The organism is Arthrobacter sp. AL05 (assembly GCF_029960715.1).
Taxonomy (GTDB): domain Bacteria; phylum Actinomycetota; class Actinomycetes; order Actinomycetales; family Micrococcaceae; genus Arthrobacter.
This window is the reverse complement of the sequence record NZ_JASBRC010000010.1, coordinates 115,204-132,034: the sequence shown is the minus strand read 5'-3', so window position 1 is coordinate 132,034 and position 16,831 is coordinate 115,204. Positions and strand designations below refer to the sequence as shown.

Annotated in this window: 14 protein-coding genes and 1 tRNA gene; 5 read left to right on the top strand and 10 right to left on the bottom strand. The window is 66.3% G+C overall.

Annotated elements, in window-relative coordinates:
• Positions 1 to 9: 9 nt before the first annotated feature.
• Both QK287_RS13370 and QK287_RS13365 read right to left on the bottom strand, forming a co-directional pair.
• On the bottom strand, positions 10 to 501 hold the full coding sequence (locus QK287_RS13370; RefSeq protein ID WP_226776237.1) for a GtrA family protein: 492 nt from the start codon (positions 499 to 501) through the stop codon (positions 10 to 12).
• Between the two features lie 4 nt (positions 502 to 505).
• Complete coding sequence (locus QK287_RS13365) at positions 506 to 1,180, bottom strand: DUF1684 domain-containing protein (RefSeq protein WP_226776236.1); 675 nt, start codon at positions 1,178 to 1,180, stop codon at positions 506 to 508.
• Between the two features lie 85 nt (positions 1,181 to 1,265).
• Between QK287_RS13365 and QK287_RS13360 the strand changes: the two genes are divergently transcribed.
• The 3 genes from QK287_RS13360 to QK287_RS13350 all read left to right on the top strand — a co-directional run bounded on the left by QK287_RS13360 (position 1,266) and on the right by QK287_RS13350 (position 4,348).
• On the top strand, positions 1,266 to 2,615 hold the full coding sequence (locus QK287_RS13360; RefSeq protein WP_226776235.1) for a M20/M25/M40 family metallo-hydrolase: 1,350 nt from the start codon (positions 1,266 to 1,268) through the stop codon (positions 2,613 to 2,615).
• Positions 2,616 to 2,644: 29 nt separating this feature from the next.
• Positions 2,645 to 3,469, top strand: coding sequence for a hypothetical protein (locus QK287_RS13355; protein ID WP_282360391.1), 825 nt, complete (start codon positions 2,645 to 2,647; stop codon positions 3,467 to 3,469).
• 72 nt (positions 3,470 to 3,541) lie between these two features.
• On the top strand, positions 3,542 to 4,348 hold the full coding sequence (locus QK287_RS13350; protein WP_282360389.1) for a transglutaminase family protein: 807 nt from the start codon (positions 3,542 to 3,544) through the stop codon (positions 4,346 to 4,348).
• 23 nt (positions 4,349 to 4,371) lie between these two features.
• On the opposite strand, the gene QK287_RS13345 is transcribed toward QK287_RS13350, so the two are convergent.
• Both QK287_RS13345 and QK287_RS13340 read right to left on the bottom strand, forming a co-directional pair.
• Positions 4,372 to 4,815 (bottom strand): MarR family winged helix-turn-helix transcriptional regulator, encoded by a 444-nt coding sequence (locus QK287_RS13345; RefSeq protein WP_226776246.1) that lies wholly within the window; start codon positions 4,813 to 4,815, stop codon positions 4,372 to 4,374.
• A gap of 17 nt (positions 4,816 to 4,832) precedes the next feature.
• Positions 4,833 to 5,975: an LLM class flavin-dependent oxidoreductase gene (locus QK287_RS13340; RefSeq protein ID WP_282360388.1), complete on the bottom strand. Its 1,143-nt coding sequence runs from the start codon at positions 5,973 to 5,975 to the stop codon at positions 4,833 to 4,835.
• 210 nt (positions 5,976 to 6,185) lie between these two features.
• On the opposite strand from QK287_RS13340, the gene QK287_RS13335 reads away from it, so the two are divergent.
• Complete coding sequence (locus tag QK287_RS13335; RefSeq protein WP_226776231.1) at positions 6,186 to 7,604, top strand: MFS transporter; 1,419 nt, start codon at positions 6,186 to 6,188, stop codon at positions 7,602 to 7,604.
• Between the two features lie 21 nt (positions 7,605 to 7,625).
• Here QK287_RS13335 and QK287_RS13330 read toward each other — a convergent pair whose 3' ends face one another.
• From QK287_RS13330 to bcp, 6 genes are all read right to left on the bottom strand, one after another.
• The gene (locus QK287_RS13330; RefSeq protein ID WP_226776230.1) at positions 7,626 to 10,862 is read right to left on the bottom strand and encodes an efflux RND transporter permease subunit; all 3,237 of its coding nucleotides are present in this window, start codon (positions 10,860 to 10,862) and stop codon (positions 7,626 to 7,628) included.
• A gap of 70 nt (positions 10,863 to 10,932) precedes the next feature.
• Positions 10,933 to 12,435, bottom strand: a complete 1,503-nt coding sequence (locus QK287_RS13325) for a malate:quinone oxidoreductase (RefSeq protein WP_226776229.1) — start codon at positions 12,433 to 12,435, stop codon at positions 10,933 to 10,935.
• A gap of 79 nt (positions 12,436 to 12,514) precedes the next feature.
• Positions 12,515 to 14,128 carry an ABC transporter substrate-binding protein gene (locus tag QK287_RS13320; RefSeq protein ID WP_226776245.1) on the bottom strand — a complete coding sequence of 538 codons (1,614 nt, stop codon included), beginning with the start codon at positions 14,126 to 14,128 and terminating at the stop codon, positions 12,515 to 12,517.
• 339 nt (positions 14,129 to 14,467) lie between these two features.
• Positions 14,468 to 15,142, bottom strand: coding sequence for a fasciclin domain-containing protein (locus tag QK287_RS13315; protein WP_226776228.1), 675 nt, complete (start codon positions 15,140 to 15,142; stop codon positions 14,468 to 14,470).
• 283 nt (positions 15,143 to 15,425) lie between these two features.
• Positions 15,426 to 15,507: transfer RNA gene (locus QK287_RS13310), tRNA-Leu, on the bottom strand.
• 127 nt (positions 15,508 to 15,634) lie between these two features.
• Entirely contained in the window at positions 15,635 to 16,108 is a 474-nt protein-coding gene (gene bcp / locus QK287_RS13305; protein WP_226776227.1) for a thioredoxin-dependent thiol peroxidase, read from the bottom strand.
• 106 nt (positions 16,109 to 16,214) lie between these two features.
• Between bcp and QK287_RS13300 the strand changes: the two genes are divergently transcribed.
• Positions 16,215 to 16,688 (top strand): MarR family transcriptional regulator, encoded by a 474-nt coding sequence (locus QK287_RS13300; RefSeq protein WP_226776244.1) that lies wholly within the window; start codon positions 16,215 to 16,217, stop codon positions 16,686 to 16,688.
• Positions 16,689 to 16,831: the final 143 nt, after the last annotated feature.

The following is a 16,831-nucleotide window of genomic DNA, read 5'->3' as shown; positions in this document are numbered from 1 at the left end:
GTGGGTGGCCTAACGGTGCCGGGCCCGGCGGAAGATCCAGTGCCGCAGCATGGTGAAGCGGACGGCCGTGGCGGCAAAGCCGGAGAGTGTTGTGGTCCACAGCTCGGCAGAAACTGTGGCGTCGGGGTTGATCCAGTGCAGCACGCCGAGGCTGCCGCCGGTAATCAGAAGCGCCACGAGGATGACGATCAGGCCGTTGAGGTGGTCGCGCTTCATCCGGTGGCGTTCGGTGATTTTGAACGTCAGCCGCCGGTTCAGCGCCGTGTTCATCAGCGAGGTGAGGATAAGAGCCGTCGCGTTGGCCGGTTGCGGGCCGAGATACGGGCGGAGGAAGGCATAGAGCGCCAGCGACGTGACGGTACAGACAATTCCGACGGCGGTGAATCGCAGCAACTGCCGGACCAGGGGGTACCGAAGAATCCCGCGGTGCCGCCGGCGGTCCGCCGGACGGACTCCGGCGGGTGCAGGCGCGGCGGAGTGCTGCTCAAGCTGGGAATCCATCGGCTCAGTGCAACTCGCCGGCCGGGATCTCTACCGCCAGTCGGTTCGATGGCCCGGCGAGCGGGCATGCCCAGGCCTCGTTGTAGGCGCAGGAGGGGTTGTAGGCAAAGTTGAAATCAACAACAAATTCCGCTCCCGGACCCGAACCCTGCACACCGTGGAAGGCACCCTTGATGGTGTCCAGCAGGTACCGGCCCGCACCGTAACTTCCGCCGGGCTGGCCGGCCGTGGCGTCGCGGAACGGCACAAAGATGCCGCCGCCGTAGCCGTGGATCTTCCACACGGCGAGCTGGCCCAGTTCCGGCAGATCGAAGGTCCCCAGCCGGACAAAACGGACCTGGCCGTCGGTTCCGGTCTCAACATTCATTTCCCGCCCGGCGCCCTCGCCCGTCAGCGGGATATGGAAGCGGTAGATCGGGTCGTAGTCCGCCGTTTTCAGGCCGCCGAAGGTGGACTTTGCGGCCGCCGTCAGCGGCGAGGCAGGGTGCGTGCCGAACATCCGGTCCCGCTCCTGGCGCCAGTACGAATGCGCCTCGGCCGGATCCTGCGCCGCGATTTTCCGCACGCTGGCGTACAACGCAAAGGTCCGGAGCCTCCAGTCCGCAATGTCGACGGCGGAGATGTCCGCCACTCCGTCCTGGGCTCCGAACTCGCGGGAGCCAAAATCGTGATCCGCCATGTTCCCAGCGTATCCCGCTTTCCCGGCCGCACATCCCAGCCCCGGCAGCGGGCACGGGCGCTTCCGGGGCCGTAGACTTTCGCGAATGCAGACGACCTCCGCTCCTCCCGTCAGCCGTGCCGCCGCAGCCTTGGCCGAACTCGTCCGGTTTCGCACTGTCTCCGCCGTGCCGGGCCAGCAAGTGGACACTGCCGAGTTCGACGGCTTTATCGCCGCACTGGCCCGGTTGTATCCCGGCGTCCACACCGCGCTGGAGCACGAACGTGTTAACGGCCACGCGCTGCTGTACCGCTGGCCCGGCACGGGCGCGGAGGCCGCTGAGCGTCCGGCCGTCCTGATGGCCCACTACGACGTCGTCCCGGCCGGCGACCCGGAGGCCTGGACCCGGCCGCCGTTTTCCGGGCACAACGACGGGACCTACTTGTGGGGCCGCGGAACCCTCGATGACAAGGGTCAGCTGGTCGCTGTGATGGAAGCTGCGGAATCCCTGCTCGAAGCAGGCTTCGGACCTGTCCATGACCTCTACTTCTCCTTCGGCAATAATGAGGAGACCGCCGGGGACAGTGCCGCGGCCGCAGCCAAGCTGCTGGCCGGCCGGGGCGTTAGACCTTGGCTGGTGCTCGATGAGGGCGGCGCTGTCGCCGCCGGGGTGTTCCCCGGCGTGACCCGGCCGGCCGCCGTCGTCGGAGTGGCCGAAAAGGGGATCCTCGACGTTGAGCTGGTGACCCGGGATTCCGGCGGGCACGCCTCCACCCCGCCCCGGATGGGTGCGACGGCGAGGCTGGCCCGGGCCATCACCCGGATCGAAAGAAGCCCGTTCCCGCAGTCGCTGCCGGATGTTACCGCGGAGATGCTCCGGCGCTTCGGACCCTATGCCCCGGCACCCCTGCGGGCCGTGTTCGCCAGGCTGTCCTTGTTCCGGGCGCCGCTGACCCTGATTTTTGGGCGGATGGGAAATGAAACCAATGCGATGACCCGAACCACCGTCGCCATCACCACCCTGCAGGGCAGTCCCGCGGCCAATGTCCTGGCCCCAACGGCCCGGGCAAACGCCAACATCAGGGTGGCCGTGGGGGAAACCGTGGCGGGGACCATGGCGCGGCTGCGGAAGATCATCCGGGACCCGAAAGTTGAGCTGCGTATTGTGGCAGGCAACGACCCGTCCCCGGTCTCGGCCCATACCGGGGAGCAGTGGGAGCTGCTGGCCGGGTGCATTGCGCGGGCATTCCCGGAGGCGCTTGTTACCCCGTACATCCTGATGGGCGGCACGGATTCCCGCCGCTTCACCGGGATCTGCGACGCCGTGTACCGCTTTGCGCCGTTTTCCATGGATGCCGCGGCCCGGGGATCCATCCACGCCGTCGACGAGAAGATCACGCTGGAGACGCTGGAGCGCGGGGTTGGCTTCTACGAAACCCTGATCCGGGAACTCTGAGCGGCGCCATGTCCGGTTAGGCTGGCACCATGACTGGGACGGACACCTTCCGGCGGGCGCCGGCCCGCGGCCTCCGGATCGCCGCTGCCTTGGCGCTCTCCGCCGCTGCGCTCTCCGGGTGCAGCAGCGAAGGCAAGGGCACCCCGGCGTGGACGGCAGGCGGCGACGCCGGCACCGCCGCGGCGGCTTCGCCGTCCGGGCCCCCTGCGGGCAGCCCCCCGCCGGCCACCTCGCCCGGGCCCACCGGCTCCGGTGCGGCGGAACCCGGCGCAACGGCGCCGGCTTGGAAGGTCTTCACCGACCCGGCGAAGACCGTCAGCTTCGAGCTGCCGCAGGACTGGATCGCCCAATCTGTGGCACCGGAGCAGGGCGCAATGCCGGGAGCCCTCAAAATCGAGGTGAAAGACGCAGCCGGCGGCTACCTCGCCACCCTGCAGACCGGACTCCAGCCACTGCCTGCCGCGTCCTGTGCCGCCGACGCCTCGAGGCCGTATGTTGTTGTCAACAGCGTCCCGGTGGAGCTTCCGCACCGCGGCGGGGACGGCACCATCGACCCTCGAGTGGTGTTCCGGGTGATCCAGGGCTACAAGTATTTTGGCTCCTACGGCATCACCAACCTGGTTGGTGGCCTCGACGGAAAGTCCTGTGTGCTGCAGAACGTGGTCCGCGGCCCGGCAGGGAAGGGGGACTACTCGTTCGGTGACCTGACGGAGCTGAAGGCGTTCACCCCGGACCAGAAGGTGGCTCCGGCCAAGGCGTTCGACACGCTCGGCCAGGCCGCCAACTACGTCAACGAAGGCTCCGAATACGCGAACGTCCAGCGGATGCTAATGTCTCTGAAGATCAAAAATTAGTCCCGCAGCCCGCACGCCACCCGGGCCGGGAGCGGCCACTTCCCGCGCCGTAACCTCACACCCCGGAGATCGATGAAACGCTCTGTAGCCACCCGCATGGCCTTCAACACAGTGGCCGGCACCAAGGTCGCCCTAGCGGTCGCCGTGGCACGCAATGCCGGCTTCGAGGGCTTTGAGGAGTCGCTGTCCGTGACCTCCGCCGGCGCTGAAGTTCCGCTCACCGAAGTCCCGGACCACCACGGCGGGCGCTTCCACTACATGGAATTTGCGCAGCCCGCCGAGGTGCTGGTGGAGTATTCGGCTACGGTGACCGGCTTTGCGCTGCCGGAAGAACCCCGGCTGATGGAACTCATCCGCTACGTCAGGCCCAGCCGTTACGCGGAGTCCGATCGGCTACTGCCGACCGCCTACGCCGAATTCGGCGGCCAGCAGGGGGCCGAACTGGTCCATGCGGTGCGCAATTGGGTCTTCAGCGAGCTGCGCTACATCAGCGGATCCTCACGGGGGACCGACGGCGCCGTCGAGACGCTGTTGCACCGCCGCGGGGTCTGCCGGGATTTTGCCCATCTGGCGGTCGCGCTGCTGCGCGCCAAGGATGTCCCGGCCCGGCTCGCCGCTGTGTATGCCCCGGGCCTGAGCCCGATGGACTTCCATGCGGTGGCCGAGGCCCATCTAGACGGCGCCTGGCGCGTCATCGACCCCACGGGGCTGGCTCCCCGGGAGAGCATGCTGCGGATCACGGCCGGCCGGGATTCCTCGGATACGGCATTCCTCTCCACAGTCGGAGGCAGCCTGTCCCTGACGCAGCTCAGCGTCACCGCCGTCGTCGACGGCGACCTCCCGGCCGAGGACCCGGCGAAGCTCGTCACCCTTCACTAGGGACCGCAACCCGGCCGCCACACTCATCGGGCGGTTACCGAGCCCCGCAGCTTTTCGGTCAGACGCAGCAGCTCGTGTTGCTCGGCCGCGGTCAGTGCCGGGACCACCAGCGCGGCGATGTCACGGACGTGTTCCCGGCCGATCTGCTTCTGCAGCTCCCAGCCGGCGGTGCTGAGCTTGACCAGGACACCGCGGCCGTCGTCAGGGGCCGGCATCCGCTCGACGAGGCCGCGCTTTTCGAGGCGCTCCACGAGCCTGCTGAGGCTGGACTGGCTTAGCAGCACGTGGTCGTTGAGCTCGTTCTGGCGGAGCCATCCGGACGGACAGCGGGAGAGCGTAAACAGCACGTCGTACTCGTTCAGGGCCAGGGCCTTGAAAGCGGGTCCGGCCTGCAGCCGGCGCATCACCGCCACCTGGGCGCGGAACAGGGATTCCCAGGTCTCCGCGGCCAGGCGCACCGGCGACATGCCTGTTGTTGCGGACACTATACGGTCCGGCTGCCGGCGGGGCTGGCAGTCTCGCCGGCAGTCTCGCCGGCGGCTTCTCCGGCTGCGGCCACGGAGGCCGCGACGCGACCGGCATGGGTGGGCGGTTCGGGCACGTGGGCCGGGGTCTTCGCGGCGTATTCCTTGCGCAGGACCGGCAGGACCTCTTCGCCGAACAGGTCCAGCTGCTCCAGAACAGTCTTCAGCGGCAGGCCCGCGTGATCGATCAGGAAGAGCTGGCGCTGGTAGTCGCCGAAGTACTCACGGAAGGTCAGGGTCTTCTCGATGACTTCCTGCGGGCTGCCGACCGTGAGGGGCGTTTGCGAGGTGAAGTCCTCCAGCGAAGGCCCGTGTCCGTAGACCGGGGCGTTGTCGAAGTAGGGCCGGAACTCCTTGACGGCGTCCTGCGAGTTCTTGCGCATAAAGAACTGGCCGCCCAGTCCCACGATCGCCTGGTCCGCCGCGCCGTGGCCGTAGTGCTCGTAGCGTTCGCGGTAGAGGCCGATCAGCTGCTGGTAGTGCTCTTTGGGCCAGAAAATGTTGTTAGCAAAGAAGCCGTCGCCGTAGTACGCAGCCACCTCGGCGATCTGCGGTGTGCGGATCGATCCATGCCAGACGAAGGGGGCGACGCCGTCGAGCGGCCGGGGGGTGGAAGTGAAGTTCTGCAGCGGAGTGCGGTGCTTGCCGGACCAGTTGACGGTGTCCTCGTCCCACAGCCGGCGCAGCAGGCTGTAGTTCTCGATGGCGAGTTCGACGCCGTCCTGGATGTTCTTGCCGAACCAGGGATAAACGGGGGCGGTGTTGCCCCGGCCCAGGACCAGGTCCACCCGGCCGTCGGCGAGGTGCTGGAGCATCGCGAAGTCCTCGGCAATCTTCACCGGATCGTTGGTGGTGATCAGCGTGGTGGCCGTCGAGAGGATAATGCGCTCCGTCTGGGCGGCGATGTAGGCCAGGGTCGTGGTGGGGGAGGAGGAGAAGAAGGGCCGGTTGTGGTGCTCGCCCAGGGCGAAGACATCCATGCCGATTTCCTCGACCTTGCGGGCGATCGCTACGGACGCTTTGATGCGTTCGTGCTCCGTGGGGGTGCGCCCCGTGGTGGGGTCGGTGGTGATATCGCTAACGCTGAATACGCCGATCTGCATGATGTGCCTTTCCTTGGCCGGGGTCTTCCGGGAGCTGGTTCCACTATAGCCGATTTACATGCATTTGCATCTATCGCAGGGTACAACACCCGCCGTGTCCGAATATTCCCCGCCGGCGCCCGCCGGGTTTGCCGCCCGCGGCCACACCACGGGCCTAGGATGCAAGCAACCAGCTGGGCAACAGGGGTTCAGCCCGGACGGAAGGCAGCCATGCGCCGTGTCATTGCGTTTCTGTGCCTGGTGGAGCTCACCAGCGGAATCCTGCAGGGCTACTACACCCCCATCCTCACCGACATCGCCCGGCACCTGAACATCCGCGACGGAGACGTCAACTGGTTCGAGGCCGCGCAGCTGATCGTCAGCGCGCTGGCGGTCCCGGTGCTGGCCAAACTTGGTGACCTGGCCGGGCACCGGAAAGTCCTGCTCGTCGCCACAGTGCTGACGGCCGCGGCGTCCTGGGGTGTGGCGTTCGCCCCGGACTTCTGGACCTTCCTGGCGGCCTGGTCCCTGCAGGGCTTCTACGTAGTGTGGCTGCCGCTGGAGATCGCGTTGATCTTCAGCCGGGTGCACCGGCTGCCCGACGGCGCCGCCCGCACCCGGCGCGCGGCCGGGCTCCTGGTCGGCGCGCTGGAATTCGGTGTGATCGCCGGCGCCCTCGCCGCTGGTGCGCTGGTGGAGGCCTTCGCCGGCCAGCTGCAACTTGTGCTGATGTTGCCAGCTGTGGCGGTGTCCGCATGCTGGTTCGCTATCCGCTTCGGTGTACCCGAGTCGGCTGCACGCAGCGGTGGCAGCGTAGACACGCACGGCTTCGCCTTTCTGGCCGTCGGGCTCCTGCTGATCATGTCCGGGCTGACCTTTATGCGCCTGAACGGCCCCGGCGCGTGGTGGCCGTGGGCGCTCGTCGCGGCCGGGATTTTCGTTTTTATCCCGTTCACGCGCTTCGAGCTGGGCCGGGAGGACCCGCTGGTGGACATTCGGATGCTGCGTGCCAAGTCCATGTGGCCGGTCCAGCTGACCGCGGGCCTGTTCGGCGTCTCGGTGCTGGGTGCGCAAGCGCCGTTGTCCACCTTCGCCCGGACCGACCCGGCCGTCCACGGCTACGGGCTGGGGCTGCGGGCGGGCCAGGTCTCCATCATCATCGGCGTCTATGTCCTCGCCCTGCTGGTCGGTGCGCTGCTCTATCCGCTGGTGACCCGCCGCCTGACTCCGCGCTGGACGCTTGTCTGGGCGGCTGCCCTGGTCGGCGGGGGATATCTGCTGTTCCTGCCGTTTCATGCCAGCCTGGCCGAGACCCTGGTCAACATGGCCATTGCCGGCGTCGGGTCCGGAGCGCTTGTGGCGGCGCTGCCTTCGGCCGCGGCCGCCGCCGCTCCGCTCAATCGCACCGCCATGGCGACCGGTTTGACCAACACCACCAAAACAATTGGCGGTGCCTTCGCCTCGGCGGTCTTTGGCATCGCCCTGCTCAGCCACGTCCTGGGCGAGACCGGGGCCGCCGCGGCAGCAACGGCGGCACCCCTGGCCGGCTATCTCACGGTGTGGACGGTCTGCGGCGTAACGGGACTGGCCGCGGCCGCGGCCCTGGTCCTGGTGCCGAGGCTGGCGTTCTCGGACCCGGCACGCAGCTAGCAGCAGGCGGCCGAGGACCAGCTAATGGGCGGTGGAGGGGAGCCGCGGGCCGCCGGCTGTGTCAGCCGGGGACTCGTCGGGGCCGGCCCCGGGAGCGGCCCGGCGGCCATGTGCCGGGCCGGCGTCCGTGCCGGCGTCCGTGCCGGCGTCCGAGCCGGGGGTAGTCCGGGCCAGGGCCTTGCGCTCACGCCGGCCCTCCACGAGGCGGTACAGCACCGGTACCAGGACCAGGGTCAGGGCGGTGGAGGAGACCAGGCCGCCGATCACCACAATGGCGAGCGGCTGCGAGATAAAGCCGCCGCCGCCGGTCAGGCCCAAAGCCATCGGCGTCAACGCGAACACGGTGGCGAGGGCGGTCATCAGGATCGGACGCAGGCGCTGGCGGGCGCCGTGTGTGATGGCTTCCGCCACGCTCATCCCCGGCTCACCGTTTTTTGGCTCGCGGTACTGGTTGATGAGGTCGATCAGCACAATCGCGTTCGTCACGACGATTCCGACCAGCATCAACATACCGATCAGCGCCGGCAGGCCCAGCGGCACGCCGGTGATGAGCAGCAGGCCGATGGCTCCGGTGGCTGCGAAGGGGACGGAGACGAGCAGGATCAGCGGCTGGATCAGCGACTTGAACGCGGCGACCATAATGACGTAGACAATGGCGATGGCCGCCAGCAGGGCGAGGCCAAGCTGACCGAAGGACTCCGCCTGCTGGGTCGTGGCTCCGCCGATCTCCGCTGTGACGCCGGGCGGCAGCTGCACGGTCTTGAGCCGCACCTGCACCTCCGTGCTGACAGCTCCGAGGTTGGCGCCCGACGGCGTGACGGACACGCGCGCGGTCCGCTGGCCGTTGCTGGCGGTAATGGAGACGGGGACGTCCACCTGCTCCACGTTGGCGATGCTGGCCAGCGGTACGGGACCTGCCGCCGTCGGGAGCAGGGTTTGCCGGACGGCCTCGATGCTGGTGAAGCGAGTGCCTTCACCGATGCGGACTGGGAAGTCGTTGGTATCGATGCGGACGGTTCCGGCCGGAATAGGGCTGATCGTGGAGGCCAGGACCCCGGCTACCTGTTCTTCGGTCAACCCTGCGGCGACGGTTTTGGCACGGTCCACCTTCACCTGGACGACCGGCTGGCTGGCGGCCAGGTTGGTGGCCACCTCGGAGGAGCCCGGAACGCCTTCCATCGCCGTGACCATGGCCTGGCTCGCGGTCCGAAGGTCGGCGGTCGTCGCCGCCTTCAGCGTGATGTCGACGGTGGAGGACGTACCAAAACCGCCTTGCTGTGAGCCCACGGTGATCTTGCCGGAATTCGGAATCCCGGCCAGATCGTTACGGACGGTTTCCTGGAGCTTGCCCTGGTTGGCCTTGTCCTCGGTCACCACGGTGAAGCTGGAGTTCGAGGCGCCGGCGGAGAGCAGCGCGGAGAAACCCGTTTGGGCGTTGCCGGTGGTCACCTGGACATCCTTGACCCCGTCGATTCCGCGCAGCACTTCCTCGACCTTGACGGCCGCGGCGTTGGCCTCGGACAGGCTGGTGCCGGCAGGCAGCGCCTGCCGGACGGTCATGCTGTTTTCGCCCGAGTTTCCCAGCAGGTCGGTTGCCAGCAGCGGGGTCATGGCAGCGGTGCCGCCGAGGACCAGCAGCGCCGCGATCACGGTCACCACCGGGTGCTTTTGAGTTTTGCCCAGGACCGGGAGGTAGCCGCGCTGCAGTACGGACCGCTGTTCCGCTTGTTGGGCTTTCGCCGCGATCTCACGGGCGCTGGCGTCCCGGGCGCCGCCCGGGCTGTTCGCGGGATTACGCAGGAACCAGTAGGCCAGCACCGGAACGATCGTCAACGAGACCAGCAGGGAGGACAGCAGTGCGATGGTCACCGTCAGCGCGAAGGGCCGGAACAGCTCGCCGGCCAGGCCGGCCACAAAGGCAATCGGCAAAAAGACGGCCACTGTGGTGAGCGTTGACGCCGTAATGGCGCCGGCCACTTCACGGATGGAGGTCTGGATTGCCGTGATCTTCGCTTCGCCGTAGCTGAGGTGTCGTTTGATGTTCTCGATCACCACAATGGAGTCGTCCACAACACGGCCGATCGCGATGGTGAGCGCACCAAGGGTCAGGATGTTCAGCGAGTACCCGGTAGCCGACAGTCCGATGAAGGTGATCAGCAGGGACAGCGGGATGGATACGGCCGTGACCAAAGTGGCCCGGACGGACATCAGGAACAGCAGGATCACCGCAACGGCGAAGCCCAAGCCCAGCAGGCCCTCCGTGGTCAGGTCCTTGATCGACTTTTCGATGAACGGCGCCTGGTCGAAGATCGGGGTGAACCGGGCGCCGGAGCCGAGCTCGGCCTCGAGCTGGGGGATAGCGTCCTTCACCGCATGCGAGATTGCGACGGTGTCGCCTTCTGGTGTTTTGGTGACCGACAGCGCAAGAGTCTCCTTGCCGTTGGTCCGCGTGATCGAGGTGCGGGCGTCCTCAGCGATGCTGACGTCCGCGACGCTGCCGATGGTCGCGGCGTTCTTGGTGCCGCCCAGGGGCAGTGCCTTGATTGCCTCAATCGAGTCGACCGGGCTGCCGATCTGCAGGGCCAAGGTTTTCCCTTGTTCCTCGATACTCCCGGCGGGGACGAGGGCCCCGTTGTTCTTCAGCGCCGCACTGATGGATTGGATGCTTGCCCCGGAGGCCGCCATGGCGTCCGGGCGGGGGAGGATCTTAATGTGCTCTGTGGCGCCGCCGGTCACCTCGGCGCCGCGGACGCCGTCGAGCTTCTGCAGCCGCGGGACGGTGAGCCGGGCCAGATCGGAGTTCAGCTCGCTGAGCGGCTTGTCGGAGGAGACCGCCAGGAACACAATCGGGAAATCGCTGATGCTGCCGGCGATTGCCTGCGGCTGAACGTCGGCAGGCAGCGCCCGCTTGGCGTTGGAGATCGCACGGTCGATCTGGTTCCGGGCCCGGTCCAGGTTCGAACCATAGGTGAAAACCATGCTGATCTGGGAGAAGCCGTTGCGCGAGGTGGACGACGTCGATTCCAGGCCTTCGACGCCGTTCAGCGCCGTCTCCAGCGGGCTGCTGACCTGTTTGTCCACGACTTCGGGCGAGGCGCCCGGCATCGAGGTGATGACCGTGATCTGCGGGAACTCGATGGACGGGATGAGTTCCTGCTTGAGCGAGGACATCGTGATCACGCCGAAGACGGACGCGAACACGGTGATCAGCGCGATCAGGGCCCGGTTGGCCAGCGACAGCTTTGCGAGCCGAAACATCTTATGGTCTCCTGGTGGGTCGACGGACGTACTTCACGGTGATCAAAGCTGCCGCAACCCGGAGCGGGTGTCAGTTGCGCGCGTCGACCTGATCCAGCTGCAGTGTCTTGGCCGTAGCTCCCTCGAGCTGGGCGGCGAGGTCCGGGTTCTCGTTGAGCTTGACGCCATAGCCGGGCATCATCTCCTTGAACCTGGGCTGCCAGCCCTTGAACTGCTTCGGGAAGGACTTCTGCAGCAGTTCGATCATGATCGGGACCGCCGTCGACGCGCCCGGGGAGGCGCCGAGCAGGGCCCCGATGGAACCGTCGCGGCCCGCGATGACTTCGGTGCCGAACTGCAGCACACCGCCCTTCTTCGGGTCCTTCTTGATGATCTGTACACGCTGGCCGGCGGTAATGAGTTCCCAGTCACCGTCCTGCGCGGCAGGGTAGTACTCACGCAGGGCCTCGACCTTGGCGCCGTGGCGCTTGGCGACTTCCTTGACCAGGTACGCGGTGAGGTCCATGTTGTCCTTGGCCACGGCCAGCATCGGAATGATGTTCGAAGGCCGGATCGACAGCGGCAAATCCAGGTACGAGCCGTTCTTCAGGAAGTTCGTGGAGAATCCGGCGTAGGGCCCGAAGAGCAGGGAGCGCTTGCCGGCAACGTAGCGGGTATCCAGGTGTGGAACGGACATGGGCGGAGCACCGACGGATGCCTGGCCGTAGACCTTGGCGCTGTGCTGGGCTGCCAGCGTCTCGTCGGTGCAGCGGAAGAACTGTCCGGAAACCGGGAAGCCGCCGTACCCCTTGCTCTCCGGGATGCCGGAGGCCTGCAGCAGATGCAGGGCCCCGCCGCCGGCGCCCACGAAGACGAACTTGGCGTGGATGGAACCGTGTTCGCCGGACTTGGGGTGCTTAAGCGCGAGGTCCCAGCCGCCGCCGGAGGCGCGCTGGATGCCGGTGACGTTGTGGCCGTAGTTGACCTCGACGCCGTTGTTCCCGAGGTAGCCCGTCAGCTCCCGGGTCAGGGCACCGAAGTCGACGTCGGTCCCTTCCGCGGCGCGGGTCGCGGCGATCCGCTGCTGCGGGTCGCGGCCCTTGACGATCAGCGGCGCCCATTTGGCGATCTGGGCGTGGTCCTCGGAGTACTCCATGGAGCGGAACAGCGGGTTCGGTTTGAGGGCTTCATAGCGGGTGCGCAGAAACTTCGTGTTCTCCTCACCGATCACAAAGCTCATGTGCGGAACGGTGTTGATGAACCCTTTGGGGGAGCCGATCAAGCCCTCTGTGACGAGGTGGGACCAGAACTGGCGGGACAGCTGGAACTGCTCGTTGATAAGCAGGGCCTTTGCCGGGTTCACCGAGCCGTCTTTGGCTGCCGGTGAGTAGTTGAGCTCACACAGTGCGGCGTGTCCGGTGCCGGCGTTGTTCCACGGGTCGGAGCTTTCCAGGCCCGGCTCGTCCAGCTTCTCGAACAGGGATATGGTCCAGTTCGGCTCGAGCTGCTTCAGGAAAGCACCGAGCGTGGCGCTCATGATGCCGCCGCCAATCAGGACGACGTCGGCATGTTGGGTCTTGGAAATGAAAGTCACAATCAGTCTCCGATAGCAGCGGGTCTGGCTGTCACAGAATATCCCCGCACCCGGCTCATACTGAAATTGGCCCCACCCGTCAAGGCTTTAGCTCCACCTTTGTGAAAACTTCATTGAGGACCGGAGACGCCGGGTACTTCAGCACACGGTCGGAAAGGGCCAGCGCAGAGATCGGGAAGGCAATCGGTACTGCTGGGACCGAGGCGGCGATCTGCGCGTTGATGGTCTGGTATTGCTCGGTCCGTTCCTTGCCGTCGGGCAGGCCGCGCGCCCGGGCGATCTTGGAAAAGACCTGCGGGTCCTGGTAGCCGAACTCGCCGGTGTTTTCGCCAAAGAGCGGCCCCACGAAGTTGTCCGGATCGGAGTAGGAGCCGTTCCAGCCCAGCAGGTGGAGGGCATGGTCGCCGGGGGAGGTGACCTTTTGCAGGTATCCCTCCGACCACTCGACCGGCACCGGCTTGATGTTCAACCCGACGGCGGTCAGCTGCTTGCTGATTTCGGCGTAGACCTTCTCCGGCGTCGGCAGGTAGGGCCGGGTGACGTTTAGCGGATAGTAGAACTTCAGTTCCTCGCCCTGGTAGCCGGCCTCCTTGAGCAGCTCCTTGGCTTTTTCCGGATTGTGGCCCAGCGCCGGAGCATTGTTGTTGAAGCCGCTGAGCTTCGGCGGGACAAACTGCGTCGCCTGCGCGGTGTTGTCAATGAAGAACCGGCGGATCAGGGTGTCCTTGTCCAGCGCCATTTCGATGGCCTGGCGGACCTTCAGGTTCTGCAGGATCGGCACTTCCTGGTTCATGCCCAGGTACATAACGGAGAAAGGATCCCGCTGGATGATCTGTTCGCCGCGTTTCACGAGCTGATCGAAGTTGCCGACGGTGACGGCGTCATAGGCGTCGATCTTGCCATCGAACAGGGCCTGCATCCGGGCCTGGGCGTGGTCGTAAGTGACGAAGTTGATGGTGGCGATCTGGCCCTTGTCCCCCCAGTAGTCCTTATTGCTGGCCAGGGTGATGCTGTTTTCGTCCCAGGACCTAAAAACGTAGGGGCCGGTACCCACCGGATGGAGCCCGTAGGCGGAAACCGGCTGGCCCTCCTGGCTCCGGTTCAGCTCATCGGCCTGTTGGGCCGTCAGCGCCTGCGGCGAGGACATGGCGAAGGCGGGCAGCGTGAGGGCCTGCAGGAACCCGGTGAACGCTTGGGTCAGATCGATCCGCACGTTGTCCGGGGCCAGCGCGGTGCAGCCCTTGTAGATCGAGAGTGACGCCTGGTCGGCGTGGGCTTTAAAGACGCCCTTGAACGTCGTTCCCGGGGCCAGTGCGCGCAGCGGGGCGGAAAAGTTGAACCAGCGGTCGAAGTTCTTGCACACGGCTGCGGCGTCGAACGCGGTCCCGTCCTGGAAGGACACCTGCTCGCGAAGCTTAAACGTGTAGGCGCGGCCGTCATCGCTTGTCTTCCATTCGGTGGCGAGCAGCGGCGTTGGCGCTCCCGTGGTCTGGTCCACTCCCACGAGCCCCTCCAGGACCTGGCGCGTAATCCTGTACGACTCAATGTCGGAAACAACGGCAGGGTCAAGGCCAAGCGGCTGCGACCCGGTGCCGAAAGTGAATACGGCACTGGGGCCGGGCTCGGCCGAACTCGCCGAAGCGGTGCCCGGTCCCGGTCCGGGAACCGCCGTGCAGGCGGCCACGGGCAGCATCAGGAGCACGGCGCCGAAGCCTGCTGCAAGGCGTCGCACTGCTTTGGTCCGTGCGTCACCGGCCCGCGTTCCGCTGGCATTGCTGGGTCGCGGGGCACGGCGGGGCGCTGTACTTCTGGGCACTCGGAGATCACCTCTGGAGACTGGATGGACCGCCGGCTGCGGAACAGGCCCATTCTAGTTGACCGGCCCGGACGATCCCTCTGAAACGTGCAGGCGGGGTCGGCCGGCTGCACTGGGTCCACAAAAAGAGGCCCGCACCGTTCGGTGCGGGCCTCTATTTCTCCTAGTTGGTCCAGGGAGTCAGGCTGGAGCCGCAGCAGGAGCGTTCAGTGGTGCCTACTTGGGCATCAGGACCGAGTCGATCATGTAGACCGTGGCGTTGGCGGTCATAACGCCGCCGCAGACGACGTTGGCCTCGTCAACCTTAAGGGCGTCCTTGGCGCCGGTGACCGTGACGGAACCGCCCTGGACCGTCTTGTGCGTGCCGACGATCTTGTCCGGGCTGATCTTGCCCTGGACGACGTGGTAGGTCAGGATCTTGCTGAGCAAGGCATCGTCCGTCTTCAGGGTTTCGATCGTGGCGGCATCGATCTTCTTGAAGGCATCATCAGTCGGTGCGAAGACGGTGAATTCGCCGCCATTGAGGGTATCGACCAGATCGACCTTCGGGTTGAGCTTGCCGGATACCGCAGCGGTCAGGGTGGTCAGGATCGGGTTGTTCGACGCTGCGACCGCTACCGGGTCCAGGGCCATTCCGGACACGGAGCCGGCGCCGTCGGGAACCTGGGCGGCGTAGGCGGCACAGCCGCTTCCGACGAGGTCGGCTGCCGGATCCATGGCTGCTGCCGAGCTGGCGGATGGCGACGGTGCCATGCTCGATTTCGACGGGCTGGACTCCGGGGCCGAGGAGCTGGGTGCGGCGGTGGTGGTGCCGCCGCAGGCAGTGAGGCTGAGCAGGGCTGCAGCCGCGATGCCTGCCACGGAAAGTGTTGTGCGCTTGATGGTCTGCATTTCGGATTCTCCTGTGTTGTACCGATCCTTGCCAGCGGCGGACTTTGCCGTGCTGGTCCTTCTCCGAGGTCTTGGGCACCGCCCCTTGGTTGGTGTCTCAATGGGTATTCGCGGGGTCGGTGGAGGTGGATGGGTACGGAATCACAATTCTTTTTGGCTCGCCGGAAGGGCGCTGTTTGAGCGGATTCGGGCCGGGCCGGCGGGCGTCCGCGGTACCGGCGGGCCCGGGATGGGTGACAGAAAAAGAGCCCCGGTCCGCGGACCGGGGCTCTTTTGCAGTGTGTGCGCAAGGGGGGATTTGAACCCCCACGCCCGAAGGCACAGGAACCTAAATCCTGCGTGTCTGCCAATTTCACCACTCGCGCTCGGCTCCGTCGCCCGTCATGCCAGAGGCAAGTCGGTGGCGGATGCCAGGCTCCATTGTACATTTCGCGCCGTGCCGTGCGGCGACCGGTCTTCCGCCGGACACACTTTCTGCCCTATTAAGCCTGACTAGTCGTTGACGTTGAGGTCCCGGCGGAGCTTTGCCACATGCCCGGTGGCCCGGACGTTGTACTGGGCGAGAATGACCTTTCCGTCGGGATCGATGACGACCGTGGACCGGATGAGTCCTTGGTACGTCTTCCCGTAGTTCTTTTTCTCGCCCCAGGCCGCGTAGGCCTCGGCAACGCTGTGGCCCGGGTCAGACAGCAAAGGGAAGCTCAGTCCTTCCGCGGCTGCGAACGTGGCGAGCTTGGCCACGGGGTCCGGGGAAATACCCACCACCTCATAGCCGGCCTGCTGCAGGGAAGCCAGGGAATCCCGGAAATCGCACGCCTGCTTTGTGCATCCGGGGGTGGCGGCGGCCGGGTAGAAGTAGACGACGGTGCTGCGGCCGCGGAAGTCTGCAAGCGAGACGTCCACCCCTGCCGAATTCGTCAAAGTGAAGTTTGGTGCCGGGTCACCGGGGACGAGTCGTTCAGGCATGTTGTGCTCCTTCTCAGGGTGGTCGCCGGGTGGCGAAATTCCAGCCTAGTGAGCGTTGGTGCGGGCACCGAATCCTGCGATCGCTATACTCATGGGTATGCCTGATATGGATCGCTGGCCCACGGGCCGCCTATTGTCCACGGCAGCACGCCTTGTCGAACACTCCTGGAACGAGAAACTGGGGGCCATTGGCTTGACCCACGCCGGGGTCATCGCCATGGAAGTGCTCGCTGTCAACGGACCCATGACGCAGGCCCAACTTGCCCAATTGGTGCGTGTCCAGGCGCAGACCATGGGAAAGACACTTAGCCGGCTGGAAGCTCACGGGCACATCTCGCGGGAGCGCAGTGCCTCAGACCGCCGCAGCCACGTCGTGTCGTTGACGGACCGAGGGCGCCAGGCCGTTTTCGAGGCCGCGGACATGGAACGTTCAGTGCTCGCTTCCGCCTCCATCGACCCCGACGTGTTGCGCCAGGAGCTCCGGGCCGTCGTCACCGAACTGGCGACCAAGATTTCCTCGACCGACGCGAAGGCAATCGTCACCGCAGCGGACCCGAGCCTGCCGGTCGAAGCCAACTAGCGAACCGGGGCCCCGGCGGCACTCTCCGCGGCCGCACCGCCATGCCGCCGACCGGGTAGTCCAGACTGGAAACGAGTACACACTACTGGTTTCCAACGGGCAGCTTTAGGGGAGCATGGGCCCATGAGAAGCTACGTCCTCGA

Coding starts and splice junctions, on each gene's coding strand:
- QK287_RS13370 (WP_226776237.1), bottom strand. CDS start 501: ATGGATTCCCAGCTTGAGCAGCACTCCGCCGCGCCTGCACCCGCCGGA.
- QK287_RS13365 (WP_226776236.1), bottom strand. CDS start 1,180: ATGGCGGATCACGATTTTGGCTCCCGCGAGTTCGGAGCCCAGGACGGA.
- QK287_RS13360 (WP_226776235.1), top strand. CDS start 1,266: ATGCAGACGACCTCCGCTCCTCCCGTCAGCCGTGCCGCCGCAGCCTTG.
- QK287_RS13355 (WP_282360391.1), top strand. CDS start 2,645: ATGACTGGGACGGACACCTTCCGGCGGGCGCCGGCCCGCGGCCTCCGG.
- QK287_RS13350 (WP_282360389.1), top strand. CDS start 3,542: ATGAAACGCTCTGTAGCCACCCGCATGGCCTTCAACACAGTGGCCGGC.
- QK287_RS13345 (WP_226776246.1), bottom strand. CDS start 4,815: ATGTCGCCGGTGCGCCTGGCCGCGGAGACCTGGGAATCCCTGTTCCGC.
- QK287_RS13340 (WP_282360388.1), bottom strand. CDS start 5,975: ATGCAGATCGGCGTATTCAGCGTTAGCGATATCACCACCGACCCCACC.
- QK287_RS13335 (WP_226776231.1), top strand. CDS start 6,186: ATGCGCCGTGTCATTGCGTTTCTGTGCCTGGTGGAGCTCACCAGCGGA.
- QK287_RS13330 (WP_226776230.1), bottom strand. CDS start 10,862: ATGTTTCGGCTCGCAAAGCTGTCGCTGGCCAACCGGGCCCTGATCGCG.
- QK287_RS13320 (WP_226776245.1), bottom strand. CDS start 14,128: ATGCTGCCCGTGGCCGCCTGCACGGCGGTTCCCGGACCGGGACCGGGC.
- QK287_RS13315 (WP_226776228.1), bottom strand. CDS start 15,142: ATGCAGACCATCAAGCGCACAACACTTTCCGTGGCAGGCATCGCGGCT.
- bcp (WP_226776227.1), bottom strand. CDS start 16,108: ATGCCTGAACGACTCGTCCCCGGTGACCCGGCACCAAACTTCACTTTG.
- QK287_RS13300 (WP_226776244.1), top strand. CDS start 16,215: ATGGATCGCTGGCCCACGGGCCGCCTATTGTCCACGGCAGCACGCCTT.